General features: G+C 45.4%; 15 protein-coding genes, 2 tRNA genes and 3 pseudogenes. 11 read left to right on the top strand and 9 right to left on the bottom strand.

From position 1 onward, the window contains the following. Positions 1–109: 109 nt before the first annotated feature. On the bottom strand, positions 110–1,003 hold the full coding sequence (locus MiSe_RS05115) for a formylglycine-generating enzyme family protein (protein ID WP_226575583.1): 894 nt from the start codon (positions 1,001–1,003) through the stop codon (positions 110–112). A gap of 79 nt (positions 1,004–1,082) precedes the next feature. Between MiSe_RS05115 and MiSe_RS05110 the strand changes: the two genes are divergently transcribed. After that, a complete protein-coding gene (locus MiSe_RS05110; RefSeq protein WP_226575581.1) occupies positions 1,083–1,226 on the top strand; it encodes a hypothetical protein in 144 nt (47 codons plus the stop codon). 56 nt (positions 1,227–1,282) lie between these two features. Then, positions 1,283–1,970: pseudogene (locus MiSe_RS05105) on the top strand (Uma2 family endonuclease). A 44-nt stretch (positions 1,971–2,014) separates the two neighbouring features. Here the strand turns inward: MiSe_RS05105 and MiSe_RS05100 are convergent. From MiSe_RS05100 to MiSe_RS05090, 3 genes are all read right to left on the bottom strand, one after another. Further along, positions 2,015–4,135: an ATP-binding protein gene (locus MiSe_RS05100; RefSeq protein WP_226575579.1), complete on the bottom strand. Its 2,121-nt coding sequence runs from the start codon at positions 4,133–4,135 to the stop codon at positions 2,015–2,017. A gap of 86 nt (positions 4,136–4,221) precedes the next feature. Continuing rightward, positions 4,222–4,833: an SET domain-containing protein gene (locus tag MiSe_RS05095; RefSeq protein WP_226575578.1), complete on the bottom strand. Its 612-nt coding sequence runs from the start codon at positions 4,831–4,833 to the stop codon at positions 4,222–4,224. Positions 4,834–5,029: 196 nt separating this feature from the next. Next, the gene (locus MiSe_RS05090; RefSeq protein WP_226575576.1) at positions 5,030–5,278 is read right to left on the bottom strand and encodes a Ycf34 family protein; all 249 of its coding nucleotides are present in this window, start codon (positions 5,276–5,278) and stop codon (positions 5,030–5,032) included. Between the two features lie 101 nt (positions 5,279–5,379). Here MiSe_RS05090 and MiSe_RS05085 point away from each other — a divergent pair, with 101 nt between their 5' ends. The 3 genes from MiSe_RS05085 to MiSe_RS05075 all read left to right on the top strand — a co-directional run bounded on the left by MiSe_RS05085 (position 5,380) and on the right by MiSe_RS05075 (position 7,619). Further along, entirely contained in the window at positions 5,380–6,819 is a 1,440-nt protein-coding gene (locus MiSe_RS05085; protein WP_226575574.1) for a tRNA nucleotidyltransferase/poly(A) polymerase-related protein, read from the top strand. A 456-nt stretch (positions 6,820–7,275) separates the two neighbouring features. After that, positions 7,276–7,401: transfer RNA gene (locus MiSe_RS05080), tRNA-Met, on the top strand. A gap of 84 nt (positions 7,402–7,485) precedes the next feature. Then, a tRNA-OTHER gene (locus tag MiSe_RS05075) sits at positions 7,486–7,619 on the top strand. Positions 7,620–7,805: 186 nt separating this feature from the next. On the opposite strand, the gene MiSe_RS05070 is transcribed toward MiSe_RS05075, so the two are convergent. Further along, positions 7,806–8,105 carry an SH3 domain-containing protein gene (locus tag MiSe_RS05070; protein ID WP_226575573.1) on the bottom strand — a complete coding sequence of 100 codons (300 nt, stop codon included), beginning with the start codon at positions 8,103–8,105 and terminating at the stop codon, positions 7,806–7,808. Between the two features lie 244 nt (positions 8,106–8,349). Between MiSe_RS05070 and MiSe_RS05065 the strand changes: the two are divergent. Continuing rightward, positions 8,350–9,099, top strand: a pseudogene (locus MiSe_RS05065) (TROVE domain-containing protein); the annotation flags it as partial. A gap of 48 nt (positions 9,100–9,147) precedes the next feature. Here the strand turns inward: MiSe_RS05065 and MiSe_RS05060 are convergent. Then, positions 9,148–9,756 (bottom strand): hypothetical protein, encoded by a 609-nt coding sequence (locus MiSe_RS05060; RefSeq protein WP_226575569.1) that lies wholly within the window; start codon positions 9,754–9,756, stop codon positions 9,148–9,150. A gap of 115 nt (positions 9,757–9,871) precedes the next feature. On the opposite strand from MiSe_RS05060, the pseudogene MiSe_RS05055 reads away from it, so the two are divergent. From MiSe_RS05055 to MiSe_RS05045, 3 genes and pseudogenes are all read left to right on the top strand, one after another. Next, positions 9,872–10,705: pseudogene (locus MiSe_RS05055) on the top strand (TROVE domain-containing protein); the annotation flags it as partial. Positions 10,706–11,518: 813 nt separating this feature from the next. Next, positions 11,519–12,121: a precorrin-6Y C5,15-methyltransferase subunit CbiT gene (gene cbiT, locus MiSe_RS05050; RefSeq protein ID WP_226575565.1), complete on the top strand. Its 603-nt coding sequence runs from the start codon at positions 11,519–11,521 to the stop codon at positions 12,119–12,121. A gap of 165 nt (positions 12,122–12,286) precedes the next feature. Further along, positions 12,287–13,156: a phosphatidate cytidylyltransferase gene (locus MiSe_RS05045; RefSeq protein WP_226575563.1), complete on the top strand. Its 870-nt coding sequence runs from the start codon at positions 12,287–12,289 to the stop codon at positions 13,154–13,156. Positions 13,157–13,378: 222 nt separating this feature from the next. Here MiSe_RS05045 and MiSe_RS05040 read toward each other — a convergent pair whose 3' ends face one another. Further along, the gene (locus tag MiSe_RS05040) at positions 13,379–14,107 is read right to left on the bottom strand and encodes an LmeA family phospholipid-binding protein (RefSeq protein WP_226575561.1); all 729 of its coding nucleotides are present in this window, start codon (positions 14,105–14,107) and stop codon (positions 13,379–13,381) included. A gap of 504 nt (positions 14,108–14,611) precedes the next feature. Between MiSe_RS05040 and MiSe_RS05035 the strand changes: the two genes are divergently transcribed. Together MiSe_RS05035 and MiSe_RS05030 are read left to right on the top strand one after the other, a co-directional pair. Then, positions 14,612–15,358: a pseudouridine synthase gene (locus MiSe_RS05035; RefSeq protein ID WP_226575560.1), complete on the top strand. Its 747-nt coding sequence runs from the start codon at positions 14,612–14,614 to the stop codon at positions 15,356–15,358. Between the two features lie 97 nt (positions 15,359–15,455). Next, on the top strand, positions 15,456–16,265 hold the full coding sequence (locus MiSe_RS05030; protein WP_226575558.1) for a helix-turn-helix domain-containing protein: 810 nt from the start codon (positions 15,456–15,458) through the stop codon (positions 16,263–16,265). Between the two features lie 64 nt (positions 16,266–16,329). Here the strand turns inward: MiSe_RS05030 and malQ (MiSe_RS05025) are convergent, their stop codons facing one another. Both malQ (MiSe_RS05025) and malQ (MiSe_RS05020) read right to left on the bottom strand, forming a co-directional pair. Further along, positions 16,330–17,829, bottom strand: a complete 1,500-nt coding sequence (gene malQ / locus MiSe_RS05025) for a 4-alpha-glucanotransferase (RefSeq protein ID WP_226575556.1) — start codon at positions 17,827–17,829, stop codon at positions 16,330–16,332. Between the two features lie 407 nt (positions 17,830–18,236). Further along, complete coding sequence (gene malQ, locus MiSe_RS05020; RefSeq protein ID WP_226575554.1) at positions 18,237–19,739, bottom strand: 4-alpha-glucanotransferase; 1,503 nt, start codon at positions 19,737–19,739, stop codon at positions 18,237–18,239. Positions 19,740–19,805: the final 66 nt, after the last annotated feature.

Genomic DNA, 19,805 nt, shown 5'->3' with positions numbered 1-19,805 from the left:
CAAACTAGGGGTTACGCTTTCACTCCTGCACTTGGAGGGTAGGACTTTCACCTACAAATGTAATCAGTTGTCTAGGGTTTTACCCCAGCTAACCTCTTAGCAATTTAGGTTAAACGAATCGCACTTCCCAAACATTCCCGTGCATATCGTACAGTCCAAACGCATTCGGCGGAAAACTTCCCACCGGCGTTGTTTCTTGTCGGTAAAGTCCCTTTGGCGCAGAACCGTAGGGATAGTTGCCATTATAATTGACTAAATCGGGGGTAATAGTCTCGCCAAAGTGAAAAGGCGTCGTTGTACCCGCACCACAAGCATATTCCCACTCCGCTTCGCTGGGTAGGCGATAATTTATCCCCGTTTTTTGCCATAATTTCTCACAAAATTGTATAGCATATTCCCTGGATAAATTTTCTACAGGTCGTTTCGCACCTTTGTAATCAGAAGGGTTATTTCCCATCACGGCTTGCCATTGTTCTTGAGTGATGGGATATTTGCCCATAAAGAAAGGTTTGATGGTTACTTGGTGTACGGGTTGTTCCGAAGATTGTTTTGTTGAACCCATTTGAAATGTTCCGCCGGGAATATAGACCATTTCCAGCACAAATCCATCCCCTAAGTCTTCGGGAAAGAACTTAGCCGAGTGAGGGCAGCGGCTGATTTCTTCTCCTTTAGCATTTACTGTTATGACATCAAAATTAAAGCTAGGAAGAAACTTATCTAAATTCTGTTTTACTTTTTCCTCATTTCTATCTCGCAGCAGCGAAAAGGCAGCCCATTTCACCTGGTTTGATTCATTGCGCAAAGCCTCAATAATCAAATCTAAACCAGCTTCACCATATTTGAGTGCATCGTTTAATGCAGCGATTCGCACTTCAACAATCGGAGAAGCTAAGCGAGTTTTAACGCCAAGAATCCCGCCTAAAACAGCCGCCCCCAATGGGATTTCAGATTTACCGCCCAGGACAGCATCGTATTCTCTAGGTTGATTTTCATTGTCAGCCATTGCGTTATTTCCTTAGAGTTAAAACAATACAGCGACTTGATGTTGCGAATTTTCTCTATCGGGACTTACCCACGATGAGATGATTCTAGCAACCGGGTTTCTGGGTAGCGGCACGGCGGGCGAAATCTTTTGTACAAGCAAACATTTTATCCTTGCCGTGCCCCTACTTCCTTACGCGACGATTTTTCATAGAAATCCGGTTTATTTGCGTCAGTTCAGTTAAACAGCAAAACCAGCGCTAAAATAAATCAATAAACACCCAATATTGCACCCAAAACCATGACCCTTGTCAAAGAATTAGAACCTATCCAAGACATCCCAGAAGATGTTATATTTCCCCCTGGTGATTTATACAGCGACGAACCTCCTTTAGAAACCGAACTACATCTAGAGCAGATAATGCTGTTACTCAAATGCCTAAAATGGTTGTGGCGAGACAGAAATGATTTCTACGCCGCTGGCAACCTTACCATCTACTATAGTGCTAAACAACTCAAATCAGAACTCTTCCGTGGACCAGACTTTTTTGTCGTGCTGGACACCGAACGCAAAACCCGTAAAAGTTGGGTAGTTTGGCAAGAAGATGGCAAATATCCTAATCTTATTTTAGAAATTATTTCCCCATAAACTGCTGATACTGATAAAGATTTTAAGAAAAAACTTTACCAAGATACTTTCCGCACACACGATTATTTTTGGTTCGATCCTTACAGTCAAGAAGAATTCATTCGCTGGGTTTCATTTAGTTGATGGTAAGTATCAACCTTTAGAACCAAATAATCAAGGACATTTATGGAGTCAGCAGCTAGGTTTATGTATGGGAATTCATCAGGGACTATTGCGATTTTTTACACCTGAAGGACAGTTAGTGCCAACACCAGAAGAAACCGCTGAAAACGCAACTCAAAAAGCCGAAAGATTGGCGGCAAAATTGCGGTATTTAAATATCGATCCAGATACAATTTAAGATAACCAGAAACCCGGTTTTTTCAAACAACCTGGTTTCTTTGTTTAATTAGCAGTTTGGCTTTGAGAAATGGGGATTTCGATGCAAAATTCGGCGCCTTTTCCGGGTTCTGAAAAGCAAGTTAGTTCCCCTTTGTGCTTATCAACAATAATTTGGTAGCTAATTGATAGCCCCAAACCTGTACCTTTACCGACGGGTTTTGTGGTAAAGAAGGGGTCGAAAAGTTTACTTAGGTTGTTGGGACTAATACCAGCACCGTTGTCGCGAATCCGAATTTGTACGTGGGAATTATCATCGATAACTTCGGTGCGGATGGTGATAGTACCGGAGTATTCTTTTGGATTGGGATGTTGCGATCTATTGTAATGCTCTATAGCATCAATCGCATTACTGAGAATATTGATAAAAACTTGGTTGAGTTGACCGGGGTAGCACTCCACCAAGGGCAGCTTACCATACTCCTTAATAACTTGAATTTCAGGATGGTCTGCTGTAGCTTTTAATCGGTTTTGCAGAATCAGCAGCGTACTATCAATTCCTTCGTGGATATTTACATCTTTCATTTCCGCTTCATCAAAGCGCGAGAAGTTGCGTAATGATAAAACAATCTCGCGAATTCGGTTAGCACCGATACTCATTGAAGAGAGAATCTTTTGCAAATCTGCAATTAAAAACTCCAGTTCAATTTCCGATCTTAAATCTTCTATTTCAGCATCTGGATTTGGATACTTTTTCTCGTATAATTCAATCAGCTTGACTAAGTCTTGCATGTACTCGTTAGCGTGAGGCAAGTTACCGTAGATAAAATTAATCGGGTTATTAATTTCATGCGCCACGCCAGCGACTAATTGACCTAAGCTGGACATTTTTTCATTTTGAATCAGTTGCGCTTGCGTTTTTTTCAATGCTTTTAATGCTTGCTCTGAACGAGCCATTTCTTTTCGCAATCGCTTCTCGTTAAATGTTACCTGTCCTAGCAGGTTATAAAAAGATATAGTTAGTCGCCCAATTTCATCTTCCCGACTCATTAGTTCTTCACTTTTCGGATTAGCTTCAGCTAGTTGATTGCATTCATCCATAATTGGCTGAAGACGCCGATTTAAACGTCGGACAAACAAAGCAACAACTACAGCCAATACAACCGATGCACTCAATGCTGCTAATGCAGTCCCAGCCAAGGTGAATTGTAATAATGGTCCCACAACAACCGACTGAGGAACTGATGCCAATAATATCCAATTGTTGTTAGCAATTCTTCGGTAAGCCCAAAATTCCTGGTTCCCTTTATCATCCTGCCAAGATACGATGCCGCTGGTGTTAGAATTAGCTTTAATATTCTTATGAATTTCTTGCCATAGTTGGGAATAGTTACTAATTTTAGGAAATGGTTCCAGAGCGAGAGCTAATTTAGGATTGGGGGGATAAGCAATCAAATTTCCTTTAGCACTCACCAGGACAAAATACCCCTGTTCTCTCATCACTGGCTTGGATAATTTTTCGCTCAAAAATCCCAATTCTAAATCCTGATTCAGTACGCCCAGCAACTCTTTTTTGTTGTTGTAAAAAGGTAAGGAATAGCTGGTACTCGTAAATTTTTTGGGTGGTTCTACGTTTGTTTCTTCGTAGCTAACTGGTTCTAACCAAAGTCCCTTTCTTGCCTTAATTGGCTCTCTAAAATAGCTTTCTTTATAGTTTTCGGGGTCGGTATCTCCGCCTTTAGCAATAACTTTGCCATTTGGATCTCTAATTGCCCAAGGATAAGCATACTTTCGCTCTGGAATAATTAAACGCTTCTCAGGTGGTTGACCGAAACCCAATCCAGTACCTAGCGGTAAAGTTTGCAAAGAACGACGAATTAAGTCAACATAAACTTGTTCCCGTCGTTCTCCCGATTCATAAAGCGTTTTGATAGAATCGCTAACCAGTTTTGCCGAGGTTTCAAATGTTTTAAAACTGCCATCTAAGTTTTCTGCTTTTACATCCAAATTGGCAATTAATTCGGCTTTTGACTGCTTGACAAGGGCTTGGTAAAATAAATAAGATGCGCTGCCCAATCCTACCAGAGTCCCGCCTAAAACTGAAAGAAATAATCCCGTACCAATCGATTTGACGATAGAAATCTTTCGCGGGGGGTGCGGGGCTGATTCCGGAGCAGTGGTTTGCATAATTTTTCCTTGGCATTAAACGCTGCTAGAGACGGAAATAGCTGCCATTACTGCTTTGGCTCTGAGTAGACTCCAACAAGTTAAAGTTAACTGACGGCCCTAAGTTGAATCGCTCTGTCATAATAATAATTGCGGATGGAATCTATAGGTCTTTTGCCCGCTGCAACGGCATTAACTGTATCTAGAACTTTTGGGGCGATCAAGTATTTTAAGGGCTGAGGGAATTTGTTTAAATACTTCATAGCTTCTGAAGCTTTTCGATCCCACTCTGGATAGAAATGTAAAATATCATCAGGCATGACTTTGGTTCTAGTACTCCCGGATTCGGGTAAGCAATAAAAAGGTTCGTCTAAGTTAAAATATCCATAGTCTTCGGTTAATTGTTCTCCGGGATAAATGTCGCGAATGGCTAGCTCAAATTCATAGTAGGTGCTGATGCAGTTGGGATTAAAGCTATGATTCATATAGCGGGCAATATCCCAACACAAGACATAGCGACCTTTGTTATCTCGATAGCAGTATTTTACTAATTGTTTTCGTCGCAGGGGTTCCAGAGATAGGACGTGAGCTTCTTCAAGTTTTTGATCTAATTCATCTAAAACCCAAATAATTGTACCTTTAGGGATAAATTGAGTGGCAAATACACCATAGCCGATTAATTCATTGACATAAAGGATTTCTGTGTGTGGATGGATCATTGTGTATCGGGAGGAAAAAATTGGTGTTGTTTCGCTGGGCGTTTGGGACGACTTGTCTGCATCTGCCTGGTATAGTTTTCCCGCAGGCGGTGAGAAAGCGATCGCTCAACTATAACCCAGACCTACAAATTTACCAAAAGAAGGGGCGCACAGCCCTGGCGCCCCAACATATCCCCTATTTTCCACAACAGTCGCCTCAAGTAGGGACTAACTCGCCAGGACGCAAGCGCGCCCACTTACCAGTTTCCCGCTTAAAGCTGAGGCAGCCAACGACATCCCACTCCATTTCGATAAAATCCTCCTTCGGACGGATGTTAACGTTGATACTGGGTTCGTTTGGCTCAAAATCCGGGTTTTCCGTCAAGTGAGGCACTTGATGTTGGGTTTCCACTGCGTGGTAGGTGATGCAGCGGTCTACATATTCGCAGTTCACGCAAATACACATTGCTCAAGCTCCACAAGCTTTTCTGTTAATCTAGCGTAGGCAAGAGGGCGATTACTGCGTCGCTTGGTTGATTTTTGTTGCGCTTTGTCTTGAGGGGAAAAATGAACCGCGAAGACGCGAAGGACGCGAAGGAAGAAGGAAAGGAAGAAGGGAAGGAAGGTTTTGTACTGTCTCCTGAAGGTTGGCCTTTTGGTTTGGAATGGTTGCCCCCATCTGCTTATATGGTAGGGGGTGCGGTGCGGGATGCCCTGCTACAACGACGGCGGGAGTATTTGGATTTAGATTTTGTCATGCCGGAAAGGGCGGTGAAAACGGCGCGCGCGATCGCTAGTCACTACAAAGCTGGGTTTGTTTTACTCGATCGCGAGCGACAAATTGCCAGGGTTGTGTTTAAGGATGCTACCGCAGATTTTGCCCAGCAAGAGGGGGATACGCTGGAAACGGATCTGAATCGGCGGGATTTTACGATTAATGCGATCGCTTACAACCCCCATACTCAGGAACTGATCGACCCGCTGCAAGGTTGTGCCGATCTACAGAGCGGCATTATCCGCATGGTATCTCCTCAGAACCTGCAAGATGACCCTCTGCGGCTTTTACGGGGATATCGACAAGCTTCCCAACTTGGTTTTGTCATCGAACCTCACACTCGTGCTGCGATGCGGGAATTTGCCCCTTTACTCGGTAAAATTGCGGCGGAACGAGTGCGGGTAGAATTAGGCTATCTTTTGGGCAGTCCTCAAGGTACTCCCTGGTTACTTGCGGCTTGGGAAGATGGAATCCTCCGCTGGGCGCTGCACGATAATGTCACAGCCCATAATTTGGAGCTAGTGGCAGCAGTTGACCGCGCAAGTGCGATATTGGCAGAAAGTTGGCCTAAATTGGCGGAAGAACTCGCTTCTGGTATTCCGGGGTTAGCGGGGGGAAAGGTGAGTTGGAGTGCGATCGCAAAACTCGCCACTCTGATTCTCCCTCACCCGGAGGCAGAGCCTCCTCTCCCTCGCCCCCAGGCTGAGCCTGGGAGCGAGACTCTCCCTCGCCCCCAGGCTGAGCCTGGGAGCGAGACTAGCGAGGCAGAGCCTCGCATCAACTACTCTCGCGCTGGAATTACAGTAGAAAACGCCTCCGTTGAAGATTTTTTCAGAGCCATAAAATACAGCCTCCCCGAAATTCGCGGCGTGACAACTATCCTCAAATGTTTGCCCCAATTGCAAATATCCCCAATGTCTTTGCGCCAACAGTATTTTTTGTTTCGCGAAGCGGGAGTCGTGTTTCCAGCTTTAGCCGTTGTCGCAGTAGCAACGGGAATCTCGGTCGATAAAATTTCACCTTTAATTAACCGCTATCTTATCCCCGATGACCAAGTTGCCCATCCCACCCCGCTAGTAGGCGGCACAGATTTAATCAAAACCCTTAACCTCCCAGCAGGGCCAAAAGTTGGCTGGCTTTTAACCGAAATTCAGCTAGCCCGCATTCAAGGCAAAATCTCTACCCCCGCCGCAGCCATAAAATTAGCTTCCCAACTACTTGACACTCAGTAATACATGTACTACAGTAATAAATACAAGCAGTTTTTCCCAAAGGAGTTAAATCCTAAAAGTAGCGGATAGCTCAAATGGTAGAGTTGCCACCCGGAGCAGTTATACTTTTTTCCTTGATTCGCTCCTTGCCTGCAAAGGCCAAAGAATTGAGGGTTATCGCAACCAACTTACAACTTACCCCAAAACCTGCTCCAACTTTCCGGAGGTGTGGGTTCAAATCCCGCTCCGCTACAACAATTGCAGATTTAAGATTGAAGATTTCAGATGTAATTAAATCTAAAATCTAATATCATGTCCAATAGCAACGGTTGTGTAACTGCTAATAGCTAATCGCTAATGGCTGCTCTGGAGGCAATTGACAATTATCAATTAGCAAGCTTGCAATTAGCCATCCATACACTACCGATACCTAAGGACATGATATAACATCTAAAATCTAAAATCTAAAATTCCCTGTGGCGAGTAGCTCAGTGGTAGAGCGCCAAAAACATCCTTGTTCGCAACTTGCCTGAAAAGGCCGATGAATTGAGGGTTATCGACTCATAATCGGGAGGGTTGCGGGTTCGAGTCCCGTCTCGCCACACCAATAAATAATTTCAGATTTGAGATTGAAGATTGCAGATTTAATTAAATCTAAAATCTCAAATCTGCAATCTTAAATTCCATGTGGCAGGTAGCTTAAATGGTAAAGCGCAATTTTTTTGCCTGAAAAGGCCGAATGAATCGAGGGTTATCGTCTATTAAACGAACCCCCCCTTGATTCGCCGAGATGCAGGTTCAAATCCTGCTCTGCTACACCAAATCCATTTTAGGTTTTAGATCGGGATGATTGATATCATGTCCAATAGCAACGGTTGTGTAACTGCTAATAGCTAATAGCTAATAGCTAATGGCTGCTCTGGAGGCAATTGACAATTAGCAATTAGCAAGCTTGCAATTAGCAATTAGCCATCCATACACTACCGATACCTGGGGACATGATATGATTAGCGGTTATAGCAGCTAATAAATTCTCTGATTACCCATCCCCACACTCTGTATCGACCATTTTGATAGCTACCTACCTTAGCCCACGAGCGTCCTTGCTCGTCAGAAGCTATCTCATCAATACGGACTTCTCTGCCGTTTCTTAAAGTGTTTATGACTCTACCATTGGGTCGATTGCGAACATTTAGTGGAGTCCCAGTCGGGTCTGTAACTTTACAGACAGTCTCAGCTTGAGCGGGGAGTGCTAAAGCGGACACGGCAATTGTAATTGTCGATAGGAAAATCGCTAGTATTTTCATAAAAATTTACCTTTTTTTAGGCTTTGTTACTGTTACCATAAAAAGGCAATAGTAGCTATACCAATAATTATAGATCCAGCCACTCATGACGAGCAAGAAACCCGGTTTCTCCGAAAAATCGTTGTTTTGGCAACCAGAGATCGAGGTCGAAACCGGGTTTCTGGCCTCTGGGTAAGTCCTGAAGATAAAATTCGCAAAATATTGTCACGTTATTTAATTTTTGCCTGAAAAGGCCGGAGGAGAAATGAACTATAAGTTCTTCACTCAAAAGCAGCAAAAAACGCCACAAAGTCAGCCAATTCCTGGACGGGAAGCGGAGATGATTCAGGGACGTTCTGGCGGGTGGATGTTCGATGCTGGCATTTGGAAAATGCTGCGTCGGTGTCTATTAATTGGGACGGCGAAAAGTACTTATTATGCGGGAAAGCAGGAACTGACTGAGGATTTTGTCGCAGTAGTGAGGGAAGCAGTAGCCAAAAACCCCACCCGCGTCGCCGAAGAAATTCTCTACGCCAGCGATGGACGTTCTATTAACAACAGCGCCCCAATTTTTGCCCTGGTATTGCTGTCAATGGGTGAAGCACCGGAAGCCAAAAAGGCATTCCAAGAAATCTTCCCCCAAGTTGTTCGCACCGGCAGTCATTTCTACGAATGGCTGAACTACACGAAATCCCTGCGGGGATTTGGTAAAGTGATTCGCGAAGTGGGTAAGAATTGGCTCTCCCGCGAAGATGTTAAAGGGTTAGCTTATCAACTGCTGAAGTATCAACAGCGCCAAGGGTTTTCCCACCGCGATGCTTTGCGGTTGTTCCACGTCAAACCAACTACAGAAGACCAGCAACTGCTATTTAATTGGGTGATTAAAGGTTGGGAAGAATTACCAACCCAAATCCCTTCCGAAGCGCTGGCTCAAATTTGGTGGTACGAGTGGCTGAAGCGGAATCCCGACCAAACTCACGAAGCTATTTCCCAGGGTCGCTTAACCCATGAAATGGTTAAAAGTGCCTTGGATAATGCGATCGCCAGATTAAACAGCGAGCAATCATAACAATTGTTCTTCCGATCCCTGTCTAGGAGGAATCAAACCTAGTTTTTGATTAGTGATAGCCTTCTCCCCATACAAATCAACCATGATAGCATCAGCATCATAGGCAGCATCAATAGGATTTTCCCTTGCTTTTCCGAAGTAGTCTTTCAGCCGTTTTCCACCTTGCCAAAGAGGAACACGAGCCATGTATTTAACAATACCCTTATGCTCATAAATCCTAACATATCGGAATCCAGATGGATTTCGCTTGAGACGATCCTTGGCAATTTCCGTATCAAACGCAGTCAGTTTCCGCTTGTGCGGGCTGTTCCGAATCTTTTGAATGTTGCACGCTCGATGACTAAAGGCAATGTTATCAAAGTCAAAATAGGCTTTCTGCGGATTTTCAGCCGACGACCACTGTTGTTTATGCTCAACGCTAAATTCATCATATTCTGTGATTTTTTCTCCCCATTGCCAACATATATTGTCACCGGCATTTTTAACATATTCAAACAAGATCATCTTAACCAATTTCCGCTGGGCATAAGATTTGTGTATACCAAGCCGAGCGAAATTCCGGTCAGCTAATCGTTTTGCGCCTTTTTCAGATGGAGATGCCACTTAATTATAGTTACTTAGGAGGAGTGCTTAATACCATATTATTATTGCATAAATCTAGCCCAAATAGTTCATTATGAGCATAACAATGGATAAAAAATACACAATTGATGATTTTTTAGACAAGCAAGCATGGCAATTGTTGTTTAATCAAATGCCGATTGGGGCAATGCTGCGAAACCTGGGTTCGCTGACAGAATTGGGCGTGCTGAGAGCCGATGCAGGGGATAATTTGAGGCGAGTTGAAGCGGTTCTCAACAACAAGGAACACTTGCGGAAAGGTCGCATCCATCCCATTGATGTTTTGCAAGCCCTCAAGACATATGAATCGGGTGGAAGATTGGGACGCAGCCAGAAAACTTGGAACCCGGTTCCCCGAATTGTGGACATTTTAGAAACGGCGGTTGAACTATCTTTTGAAGTGGTAGAACCAACGGGAAAAGTGTTTATGCACGCCGTGGATGTGTCGGGTTCTATGAGTAGCTTAGTTGCCGATATGGGACTGAGTTGCTGTGAAATTGCTACCACAATGGCATTAGTAACGGCGAAGGCTGAGAAAAATTACACGATTCGCGGCTTTGCAACCGATTTCCGCAATTTGGATATCACTGCAAAAGATAGTTTTAATTCTGCGGTTCGCAAAGCGAGTAACCAAAACTTTGGAGGTACGGATGCGTCTGTTGCTTACGACTGGATGATTAAGCATAAGTTCAAGGCAGATGTTGTTTGTTTTTGGACTGATTCGGAAAGCTGGGCGGGTTATAAACATCCCTCTCAAGCACTTGCAGAATACCGCAAGAAAGTGAATCGAAATGTTAAAGCAGTGTATGTGACGCTTGCACCTTATCGGATTAGTTTGGTAGATCCTAACGATCCGCTTTCTTGGGATTTAGCAGGGTTCGATCCGAATACACCTCGCGTTATCCAAATGTTAGCAACGGGTGAACTTTAACTTAAATCTTGCAGGGCGATATAAATTCGCCTTGCAGGATTTTAGATAAAATAGATTTATGGCGGGAAGATCCCTTGTTCGATTCCTTGCCTTTACAGGCCGCAGAATTGAGGGTTATCGTTGGTAGTGTCTCCACCAGATCGGGGACTTGCGGGTTCAAATCCCGCTCCCGCCGTTTTTAATTATCAACAAGAAGCAAAGCCTCAACACAACTGTTAGCTATACTAAAGTTGCGGCTATTCCTTAGTTCACAACCTTGCCTGAAAAGGCCGACGAATTGAGGTTTATCGTTTTTCTGGTTTACAGAAAAATGCCGCAATGGTCGCAGGCGGGGCGTAGGTGAAAACCGGCGTCACCGCCAAAAAAATTTTAGAGCGATTACAAACAGAATCCAGGTTTCTTAAAGAAACCTGGATTCTCAATCATAGCCATTTTCAGTTTAATTATCTGCTTTTACCTGACAAGGTGACAACTTTTGCTCGGCCTTGCAGATCTTTGGCCTCGCTGATAATACCGCTGTTTATGGGGACTCAATGCCATCAGCTTTTCAGTTTCAGTGGCAAATAATGTGAGAGATTCAAGCCAAGCCGATCAATGCAATCCGGAAAAACTATATAAACGCGATCGCGATTGCGCTGCTACCCCAAGCGAGATGTGTTAGTAGCAACGAAAAAATGCAACAAGCAACCGATAAACTTGAATTATGATGCTGCACGCAATCTGCGACTCCCAATCGGCTGCCAGCTGAAATTTGAAGGAAGTTGCTTAAGCGCTGTTGGAATCAGCCCGGTATCCTCGCCAATAGGGAATTCTATGCCTTCTCAACTCTGGCCTTACATTACCCCAGGCATCCCCGACGACCTGTTCGAGCGCTTGCCCGGTATACCCTTGAGTAAGCGAGAAGTCCGTCTGCTGTTAATCTCCCAGTTGCGGCTTGAACCCGACTCGGTTTTGTGGGACATTGGTGCAGGCACGGGTACAATCCCGGTGGAAGTCGGGTTACTTTGTCCCCAAGGTCGGATTATTGCCGTAGAACGGGATGAAGAAGTGGCAAGCTTGATCCGCCGCAACTGCGAGCAGTTTCAGGTGGGCAATGTAGAAGTGATTGAAGCCAGTGCGCCTGAGTGTCTCAAAGACCTCAGCCCACGCCCTAGCCGCGTCTGCATCGAGGGAGGACGCCCCATCAAAGACATTCTCAAAGAAGTTTGGCGCTACTTGTTACCCGCTGGTCGAATTGTCGTAACTGCTTCCAGTCTTGAGAGTCTTTACGCCATTTCAGAAAGCTTTGCCGCGTTGCAAGTCCGCAACATCGAAGTGGTACAATCTGCTGTCAATCGTTTAGAAGTGCGGGGCAACAATCAAACCTTTGCCGCCCTCGACCCCATTTTTATTCTGAGCGGCGAAAAGCTAGACTAAATTTTAGATTTTAGCTTTTAGATTGAAATAAAATAAAATCCCCCATCCGATCCCCCCTGCCCCCCTTGACAAGGGGGGAATCCAAAACTCAAAATCCCCCATCCGATCCCCGCTGCCCCCCCTTGACAAGGGGGGAATCCAAAACTCAATATCCAAAATCCTCACATGCCTTTGTCTCGTATCTACAGTGCAATTGTTGCTATCATCCTCGCGTTGGGAATGATTGTGTTTGGTGGTTGGTACTTCACCATTTGTTTAGGCGTTATTGTCTATCTAGGTCTGCAAGAATATTTTCAGCTAGCGCGAGCCAAGGGAATTGAGCCAGCAGCAAAAACAACGGTGGTGATGAGCCTAGCCATGCTTGCAGTCTCTACGATGTCTTGCGACTTAGCCGATGCTTTATTTCCCCTAGCAGGAACCGGGATTTGTTTTTATCTGCTATTTCTGCCCAAACTTTCCACGATCGCAGATATTTCTACCTCAATTATGGGACTGTTTTATGGGGGGTATTTGCCCAGTTACTGGGTGCGACTGCGAGGTCTTGGCAGTGCTGAGTCTAGCAACTTACCCCTTGGCGGTTACTGGCCCGCAGCAGGGACGGATTTTAAAACACTGCCACTGGGTTTAACCACGATTGGGATCGCTTTTTCTTGTATCATTGCCGCCGACATCGGGGCTTATATTTTCGGTAAATCTTTTGGCAAAACTCGCCTGAGCGATATCAGCCCCAAAAAGACTGTAGAAGGCTCTGTTTTCGGCGTCGCTGCCAGCGTCGCCGTCGCCGTCCCTGGTGCATGGTATCTAGACTGGCCGGGTTGGCCTTTTACCGGCGTGGCTTTGGGTTTACTAATAGGTATCGCCAGCTTATTGGGAGATTTAACCGAATCGATGATGAAGCGAGATGCGGGGGTTAAAGACTCCGGTCAGCTAATTCCCGGTCACGGCGGTATCTTAGACCGCACTGACAGTTACGTTTTTACCGCTCCCCTGGCTTATTATTTTGTGGCTCTACTTTTACCGTTGCTGCCCAAGTAATTCTTGGTAATTGGTAGTTGGTAATTGGTAATGGTCAGCAGTCCACAATCCTTTTAATTCAATTACCTATTACCTAACTCAAGTTGCTAGTTATAAACTTTGGCGTTGCTAATTGCTAATTGCAAGCTTGCTAATATAGGATTTTTACCAATCTCGCCATTAGCCATTAGCCATTAGCCGCTGTGAGAGAGATAACTAGCAACTTGAGTTACCTATTACCGCTTAAGGATTAACTAAAATGCCCCCGCGACAAATTAGCTCGCCTGGATTTAAAGTTAATTCCTGGATCTCCACTTCTGAGCCTAAATCTAACTCAAAGCTATCTAAATCTATCGGGGGTAGCGATAGCAATTCAATCTGGAGCGAATTGAGTTGCAGTTTATGCCCGTTTTCTACTCTTACCTTAGCTCGGATAGAAACGGGTGTTTCCTGACCGCTAAAGTCAAAGCAAACGCCATTAATTATTATCTCACAAGGTGCGAGATTAATTTGTCGCCAACTGATTTGCTGACCTTTTAATATGCCTTGCCCCCCTGCCCCCTGAACCAGCGTGACTAAAAATTCAGTTAAGCCATTCGCCAACAAGGGAGATGTGAGAGAATTATTCAGGTCAGATTCCTGCAATAGCAACTCGCCAGTCACTGGTATGGGTTCGTTAAGGCGCAAAGGTTGTCCTTTGAGAATTTGCCTCACGTTAACTTGGATGTCTTTTGCTATCAGGGAAATTTGACGCAGATATAACCCTTGATAGATGGCCTCGCGAGCCGAAACTGCTACTTTGGGAATCAGACCCGCAAAAACAAGCCGCGAGCTTGTATCAATCTGAACTTGCAGGTCTTCCACTCCTTCGAGTTGCGAACGCAGCCACAGCGCCACGGCGGTCGATAGCGCCTTACCCATGACGCGACTTGGCAGGGGCGGTGAAGGTTGAGATACTTGAGATTTATGCACGGGATTGTTGCTTTTTAGGGAGCTTGACTAAATAGCCAAATACTTTACTAAAGTTACTCTTAGTTATTTCTTTCTATCATATTGACTTTGTTGTAATTTTATGCTAGATTTACCATAATGCCGAAAACCAAGGCTTAAAATATTCTGGTTTGTAAACCAGTCGCTGCGCTGCAAAACTAGCCAGCCTATAAAAAGGTCGATCGTTTGACCACGATTCGTTAAATTGGCTGAATGAATGGGTAAAAGCTGCAAAAATAATTGTTAGCTCGGCTGGAAAAAATAGAGAACCCTTGTACGTGCGGCAAGCGCGGAATTTACGCCTGAGGACACTGTTGGAGCCGACTACCTTGGCTGAAACAGGAAGCTTTCCGTCGAGTTAAGCGAAATACTTGATTTGAGTAAGTTTTGTCTGGCACGATACCGTCATCAGATAAGATTCGTACATAGTTTAGCAGTATTTTTACCCGGTTTGATTTTGAAGCTTTGCGCTCAAGCAGTCCAGCCATGACAGAAAGACTGCAAAAGATTCTCTCCCAGTGGGGGATTGCCTCGCGTCGCCAAGCCGAAGAAATGATTTTGGCTGGGCGCGTGAAGGTGAATGGCAGCGTGGTGGATTTGGGACAAAAAGCCGATCCGAGTCGCGATCAGATCGAAGTCGATGGCAAATCGATCCACCCCGCCCATCGTCCCCCACTGATTTATCTGCTGCTGCACAAACCAGCTGGAGTCGTTTCCACCTGTAGCGATCCCCAAGGTCGTCCCACCGTGCTAGATTTTTTGCCCCCCAAACAGCGGCAAGGTCACGGCATTCACCCGGTAGGACGCCTAGATGCTGACTCTACAGGCGCGTTGCTGCTAACCAACGATGGCGACCTCACCTTTCGCCTCTCCCATCCCAAACATAGCGTTGCCAAAACTTATCATGTTTGGGTGCAAGGCCAGCCCTCGGAAGATATATTAGAAACCTGGCGCTCTGGCGTTGTCCTCAATGGCAAAAAAACCCTACCCGCCCAAGTCGTTTTGCTAAAAACCCAGCCAAAAAACAACAAAACCCTTTTGGAAATCGTCCTTACTGAAGGTAGAAACCGCCAAATTCGACGAGTTGCCGAGCAATTGGGCTACCCCGTCCTACAACTGCACCGCGTCGCAATTGGCCCGATTCAACTACAACCCCCTGGAGTCCGCTCCCTCCCTCCCGGTCAATATCGTCCCTTGAAAGAATTTGAGTTAAATTTCTTGCGCTCCCAGTAGTAAAGAGTTGATCGACGTATTGTTAGATAGCAGATAATTTGGTTAAATCTCCCTACACTCATGTAGATGTGCCAGTAGAGGTCAAGGAACACAGTCTATGAAGCAGGAGCAACAAGAGCACATACTTTCCTATCTTGAGCAACAGCGAGCCGAGAAACTAGCAGAGATGGGGGGTTACCTGCGCCATCTGCGCGAGGAACAGGCGCTGTCTTTGGAAGAAGTTGCCGCTAAGACCAAGGTGCAGGCGCGTTTGCTACATGCCATTGAAGAAGGCAGGTTGGAACCCCTACCCGAACCTGTATACATTAAAGGTTTTATTCAGCGATATGCTGATGCCCTGGGTTTGAACGGGGCGGAATTCGCCAGCGTCTTCCCTACGGCAGTAGGTTTTCAGAACAAGCGTTCCTGGCGCAATTGGTATACCCCTCAATTAAAGCCAGTTCACCTTTACTTGTTTTATATATTTTTGGTTATCGGTGCGGTAACTGGTTTGTCTAGCTTGATCGAGCGTTCCCCAGCACCAGTGAGCAACGTGGCAGGGGGAAGATTGTCCGTCGCCAAATCTGCCGCACCCCGGACATCGCCCAAGGCAGATAAATCCAAGTCTGAAGGTGTTGAAGTTGCCAGCACCGCCGCTACCGCCCCCGTCGCTAAACCGGGGGAGGCAGTCCGAGTGGACATCGAGGTTAAGGAAGAGTCTTGGGTGCGGGTTAAAGTGGATGGTAAAACCAAGTATCAGGGGCTGCTCAAAAAAGGCGAGAAGCGCACTTGGACAGCCAAGCAGGAACTGGTTGTCCGATCTGGCAATGCTGGGGGAGTGATTTTGGCTTTTAATCAGGAGGAAGCCAAGCCAATGGGAGACTTGGGTCAGCCAAAAACATTGACCTTTAAGTCAATTGGTCGTTAAAAGGGCTAATGGCTAATGGCTAATGGCTAATGGCTAATGGCTAGTTACCAGTCTGACAGAAGGTTCAATAGTGAATCGGGGCGCGACCGTAGGTAGTGGTCATGGTTTTGAGGCGATCGCGCAATTCTGCGGTTAACCCATCGCCTCGGTAACGCCAAACCCAATTCCCTTCTGTTTGACTCGGATTATTCATCCTCGCTGCGCTCCCCAATCCCAGCAGATCTTGCAGCGGGATAATTGCTTGATCCGCTACGGAACTGAGTGCCAAACGGATCAGTTCCCAGTGAATTTCGTCGGTACTGGTACGACCCAAATATGCCCGGATGCTAGATTTTTCTCGCTCGGATGATTTCTCGAACCAACCGAGGGTTGTGTCGTTGTCGTGAGTGCCGGTATAAACTAGGCAGTGGCGCGGATAGTTCAATGGCAAATAAGGATGATCCGGATCGCCGTTAAAAGCAAATTGCAATACTTTCATGCCGGGGAAGTGAAAGCGATCCCGCAATTCCAACACTTCTTTGGTAATTGTGCCTAAATCTTCGACAATAATCGGTTGTTCGCCCAGTTTTTCTTGCACCTGCTGCAACAAAGCTTCTCCCGGCGCTTCTACCCACTTGCCATTAATAGCAGATGTTTCCTCTGGTTTGATTACCCAGTAAGCTTGAAATGCTCGGAAGTGGTCGATCCTGATTACATCCACATAATCTAATACCGTCTCGAAGCGCTGCACCCACCAGCGAAAGTTTTGCTGTTGCAATTTTTCCCAGTTATAAACTGGATTGCCCCACAATTGACCCGATGAACTAAAATAATCGGGCGGCGTCCCGGCAACTAGGGTGGGTTGGTTGGTTGCTTCATCTAAACAAAATATCTCCCGATTTGCCCACACATCGGCGCTATTGTGGGAAACATAAATCGGAATATCGCCGATAATTTTAATCCGCTTTTCGTTGGCATAATTCTTTAAATTCGACCACTGGCGGTCAAACTCAAATTGCAAGTATTTGTGAAAGAATATTTCCGGTGCCAGTCGCCGCCGCCATGCCTCTATAGCTTGGCGATCGCGTTTGGCAATTTCTGGTTTCCATTCATACCAAGCGTTGCCAAAAGTCTCGCGAAACGCCATAAATAAGGCATAATCATCTAACCAGTGGCGCGCGCGATCGCCAAACTCCCGAAATTTCTTTTGTTGTTCTGGGTCAGCATTCACTTTAAAATGCTCGCCAGCTTTTTCCAACAAAGGCATCTTGATTTGCTTGACTTTTTCAAATTCTACCTTTTCTGAGTTAAATTCTGGTAAATTCCAAAAGTCGCTATCAAATAACAATCCCTCATCCCGCAACTTTTCCGGGCTAATTAGCAGCGGGTTTCCCGCCATTGCCCCGTAAGATACATAAGGGTTTTCATCGCCTGGTGATAATGGTAAAATCTGCCAATATTGCTGATTGCTTTCTGCTAAAAAATCAATAAATCGATACGCTTCATACCCTAAATCACCAATACCGAATCGACTGGGAAAACAGGTGGGATGCAGCAAAACACCGCTCGATCTGGGAAAAAACATAATGGAATTTTGGATTTTAGATTGAAGAATTGCCGATTTGATTTTACATTAAAATTGGCTCTTGACAATTGAGTAATTTTGGGGTAATTTTTGACATTCAAAAGCCTTTACAGCGGTTTTCCATTGGGTGTAACACAGGTGGTTGTAGGGAACACCAGTAAGTTTTGTTAGTAACTCAAACATATTGGACGCCGTGCCCCTACAGCTGGCAATTGGATGTAATACAGGTGGTTGTAGGGAACACCAGTAAGTTTTGTTAGTAACTCAAAGATATTCCGACGCCGTGCCCCTACAGCGTGGTATTTCCCTCTGAAAACCGCTGTAATCTAAAATCGGAGATCCTTTTAGATTTTAGATTAAAAGCGGCGCGTTGCTAAAATCTAAAATCTAAAATCTGCAATCTGAAATTATTTCGGTGCGCGGTTGTATATTTCGGTCATGCGGCGGAGGCGGTAGGTTATTTCTGAAGTTAAAGCATTGGGAAGATAGCGCCACCCCCAGTTACCTTCGCCGACGCCGGGACGGTTCATGCGCGCTTCGCTACCCAATCCCAAGATATCTTGCAGCGGAATCAGCGCTTGATTTGCTACCGAACTGAGTGCGAGACGGACTAAATCCCAGTGAATTCCTGCCTCACCAATTCGACCTAAATACCGCAACAGGTAATCTTTTTCATGGTCTGACAATTGCTCGAACCAACCCACGGTTGTATTGTTGTCGTGGGTGCCAGTGTAAACGAGGCAGTTGTTGGGATAATTGAAAGGTAAATAGCTATTTCCAGGATCGGAACCAAAGGCAAAGTGTAAAATTTTCATGCCCGGAAATTCAAATTGATCTCGCAGCGCCTCTACTTCTGGGGTAATGACGCCCAAATCTTCAGCGAGGATGGGTAATTTTCCTAATTGGTGCCTTAGTTGTTGAAAAAGTTCCTCTCCGGGTGCTTTCATCCAAGTGCCATTAGTAGCAGTTTGTTCCCCTTGGGGAACCGCCCAATATGCTTCAAATCCTCGGAAGTGGTCGATGCGAATTACATCGACATAATCTAGCAACGCCTCGAAGCGATGTATCCACCATTTAAACTCTGACTTTTGCAAATACTCCCAGTTATAAACTGGGTTTCCCCATAGTTGTCCCGTTTCGCTGAAATAGTCGGGGGGGACACCCGCCATCAGTGCCGGGACGCCAGTTTGTTCGTCTAAGCAGAAGATTTCCGGATTCGCCCACACATCGGCGCTATCGTGGGAAACATAAATGGGAATATCGCCGATAATTTGGATGCCTTTCGAGTTGGCATATTGTTTCAGTTCTGTCCACTGGCGGAAAAACTCGAATTGCAGGAATTTTTGGTAAGAAATTTCATAGGCGAGTCGGCGTTCCCATTTTTCGATTGCTTCTGGTTTGCGCTTGGAAATGGCAGGTTTCCAATTGTGCCAGCTGTCGCCTTCAAAGGCATCTTTGAGCGACATGAATAAGGCATAATCATTTAACCAGTAGGCTTTGCGATCGCAAAACTCCTGAAATTCCCATTGCATATCTTTGGATGCATTGGTTTGAAACCTTTCCCAAGCTTTCTCTAGCAAGGGCATCTTGGTTTGAATTACTAGATCGTAATCTACCGTTTGCTCTGGAAATGCTGGTAAGGTGGCAAAATCCTCATCAATGAGCAATCCATCGTTATACAGTCGTTGCGGACTAATCAGGAGCGGGTTTCCCGCTACGGCAGAATAGCACATGTAGGGAGAATTTCCGTATCCTGTCGGCCCTAAAGGCAAAACCTGCCAGAATTGCTGGGAACTTTCTGCTAAAAAATCTACAAACCGATAAGCTTCTGCCCCTAAGTCCCCAATCCCGTACTGACCGGGAAAAGAGGTAGGGTGTAACAAAATGCCACTAGACCTGGGAAACGGCATAATTATCCTGCGATCGCTTGCCACCGTTCTGAGATTATCATGGTTGGCTCTGGTTTGAAACCTTTC

Source organism: Microseira wollei NIES-4236 (genome assembly GCF_020521235.1).
Classification (GTDB): Bacteria; Cyanobacteriota; Cyanobacteriia; order Cyanobacteriales; family Aerosakkonemataceae; genus Microseira; species Microseira wollei.
Note: the sequence above shows the minus strand (reverse complement) of the source record. Positions and strands in the feature narration are given on the sequence as shown.

Excerpts from the sequence above, each read along its gene's own strand:
- cbiT (WP_226575565.1), top strand. The coding sequence starts at position 11,519 with ATGCCTTCTCAACTCTGGCCTTACATTACCCCAGGCATCCCCGACGAC.
- MiSe_RS05045 (WP_226575563.1), top strand. The coding sequence starts at position 12,287 with ATGCCTTTGTCTCGTATCTACAGTGCAATTGTTGCTATCATCCTCGCG.
- MiSe_RS05070 (WP_226575573.1), bottom strand. The coding sequence starts at position 8,105 with ATGAAAATACTAGCGATTTTCCTATCGACAATTACAATTGCCGTGTCC.
- MiSe_RS05085 (WP_226575574.1), top strand. The coding sequence starts at position 5,380 with ATGAACCGCGAAGACGCGAAGGACGCGAAGGAAGAAGGAAAGGAAGAA.
- MiSe_RS05100 (WP_226575579.1), bottom strand. The coding sequence starts at position 4,135 with ATGCAAACCACTGCTCCGGAATCAGCCCCGCACCCCCCGCGAAAGATT.
- MiSe_RS05090 (WP_226575576.1), bottom strand. The coding sequence starts at position 5,278 with ATGTGTATTTGCGTGAACTGCGAATATGTAGACCGCTGCATCACCTAC.
- MiSe_RS05095 (WP_226575578.1), bottom strand. The coding sequence starts at position 4,833 with ATGATCCATCCACACACAGAAATCCTTTATGTCAATGAATTAATCGGC.
- MiSe_RS05115 (WP_226575583.1), bottom strand. The coding sequence starts at position 1,003 with ATGGCTGACAATGAAAATCAACCTAGAGAATACGATGCTGTCCTGGGC.
- MiSe_RS05110 (WP_226575581.1), top strand. The coding sequence starts at position 1,083 with ATGATTCTAGCAACCGGGTTTCTGGGTAGCGGCACGGCGGGCGAAATC.
- malQ (WP_226575554.1), bottom strand. The coding sequence starts at position 19,739 with ATGCCGTTTCCCAGGTCTAGTGGCATTTTGTTACACCCTACCTCTTTT.
- malQ (WP_226575556.1), bottom strand. The coding sequence starts at position 17,829 with ATGTTTTTTCCCAGATCGAGCGGTGTTTTGCTGCATCCCACCTGTTTT.
- MiSe_RS05030 (WP_226575558.1), top strand. The coding sequence starts at position 15,456 with ATGAAGCAGGAGCAACAAGAGCACATACTTTCCTATCTTGAGCAACAG.
- MiSe_RS05035 (WP_226575560.1), top strand. The coding sequence starts at position 14,612 with ATGACAGAAAGACTGCAAAAGATTCTCTCCCAGTGGGGGATTGCCTCG.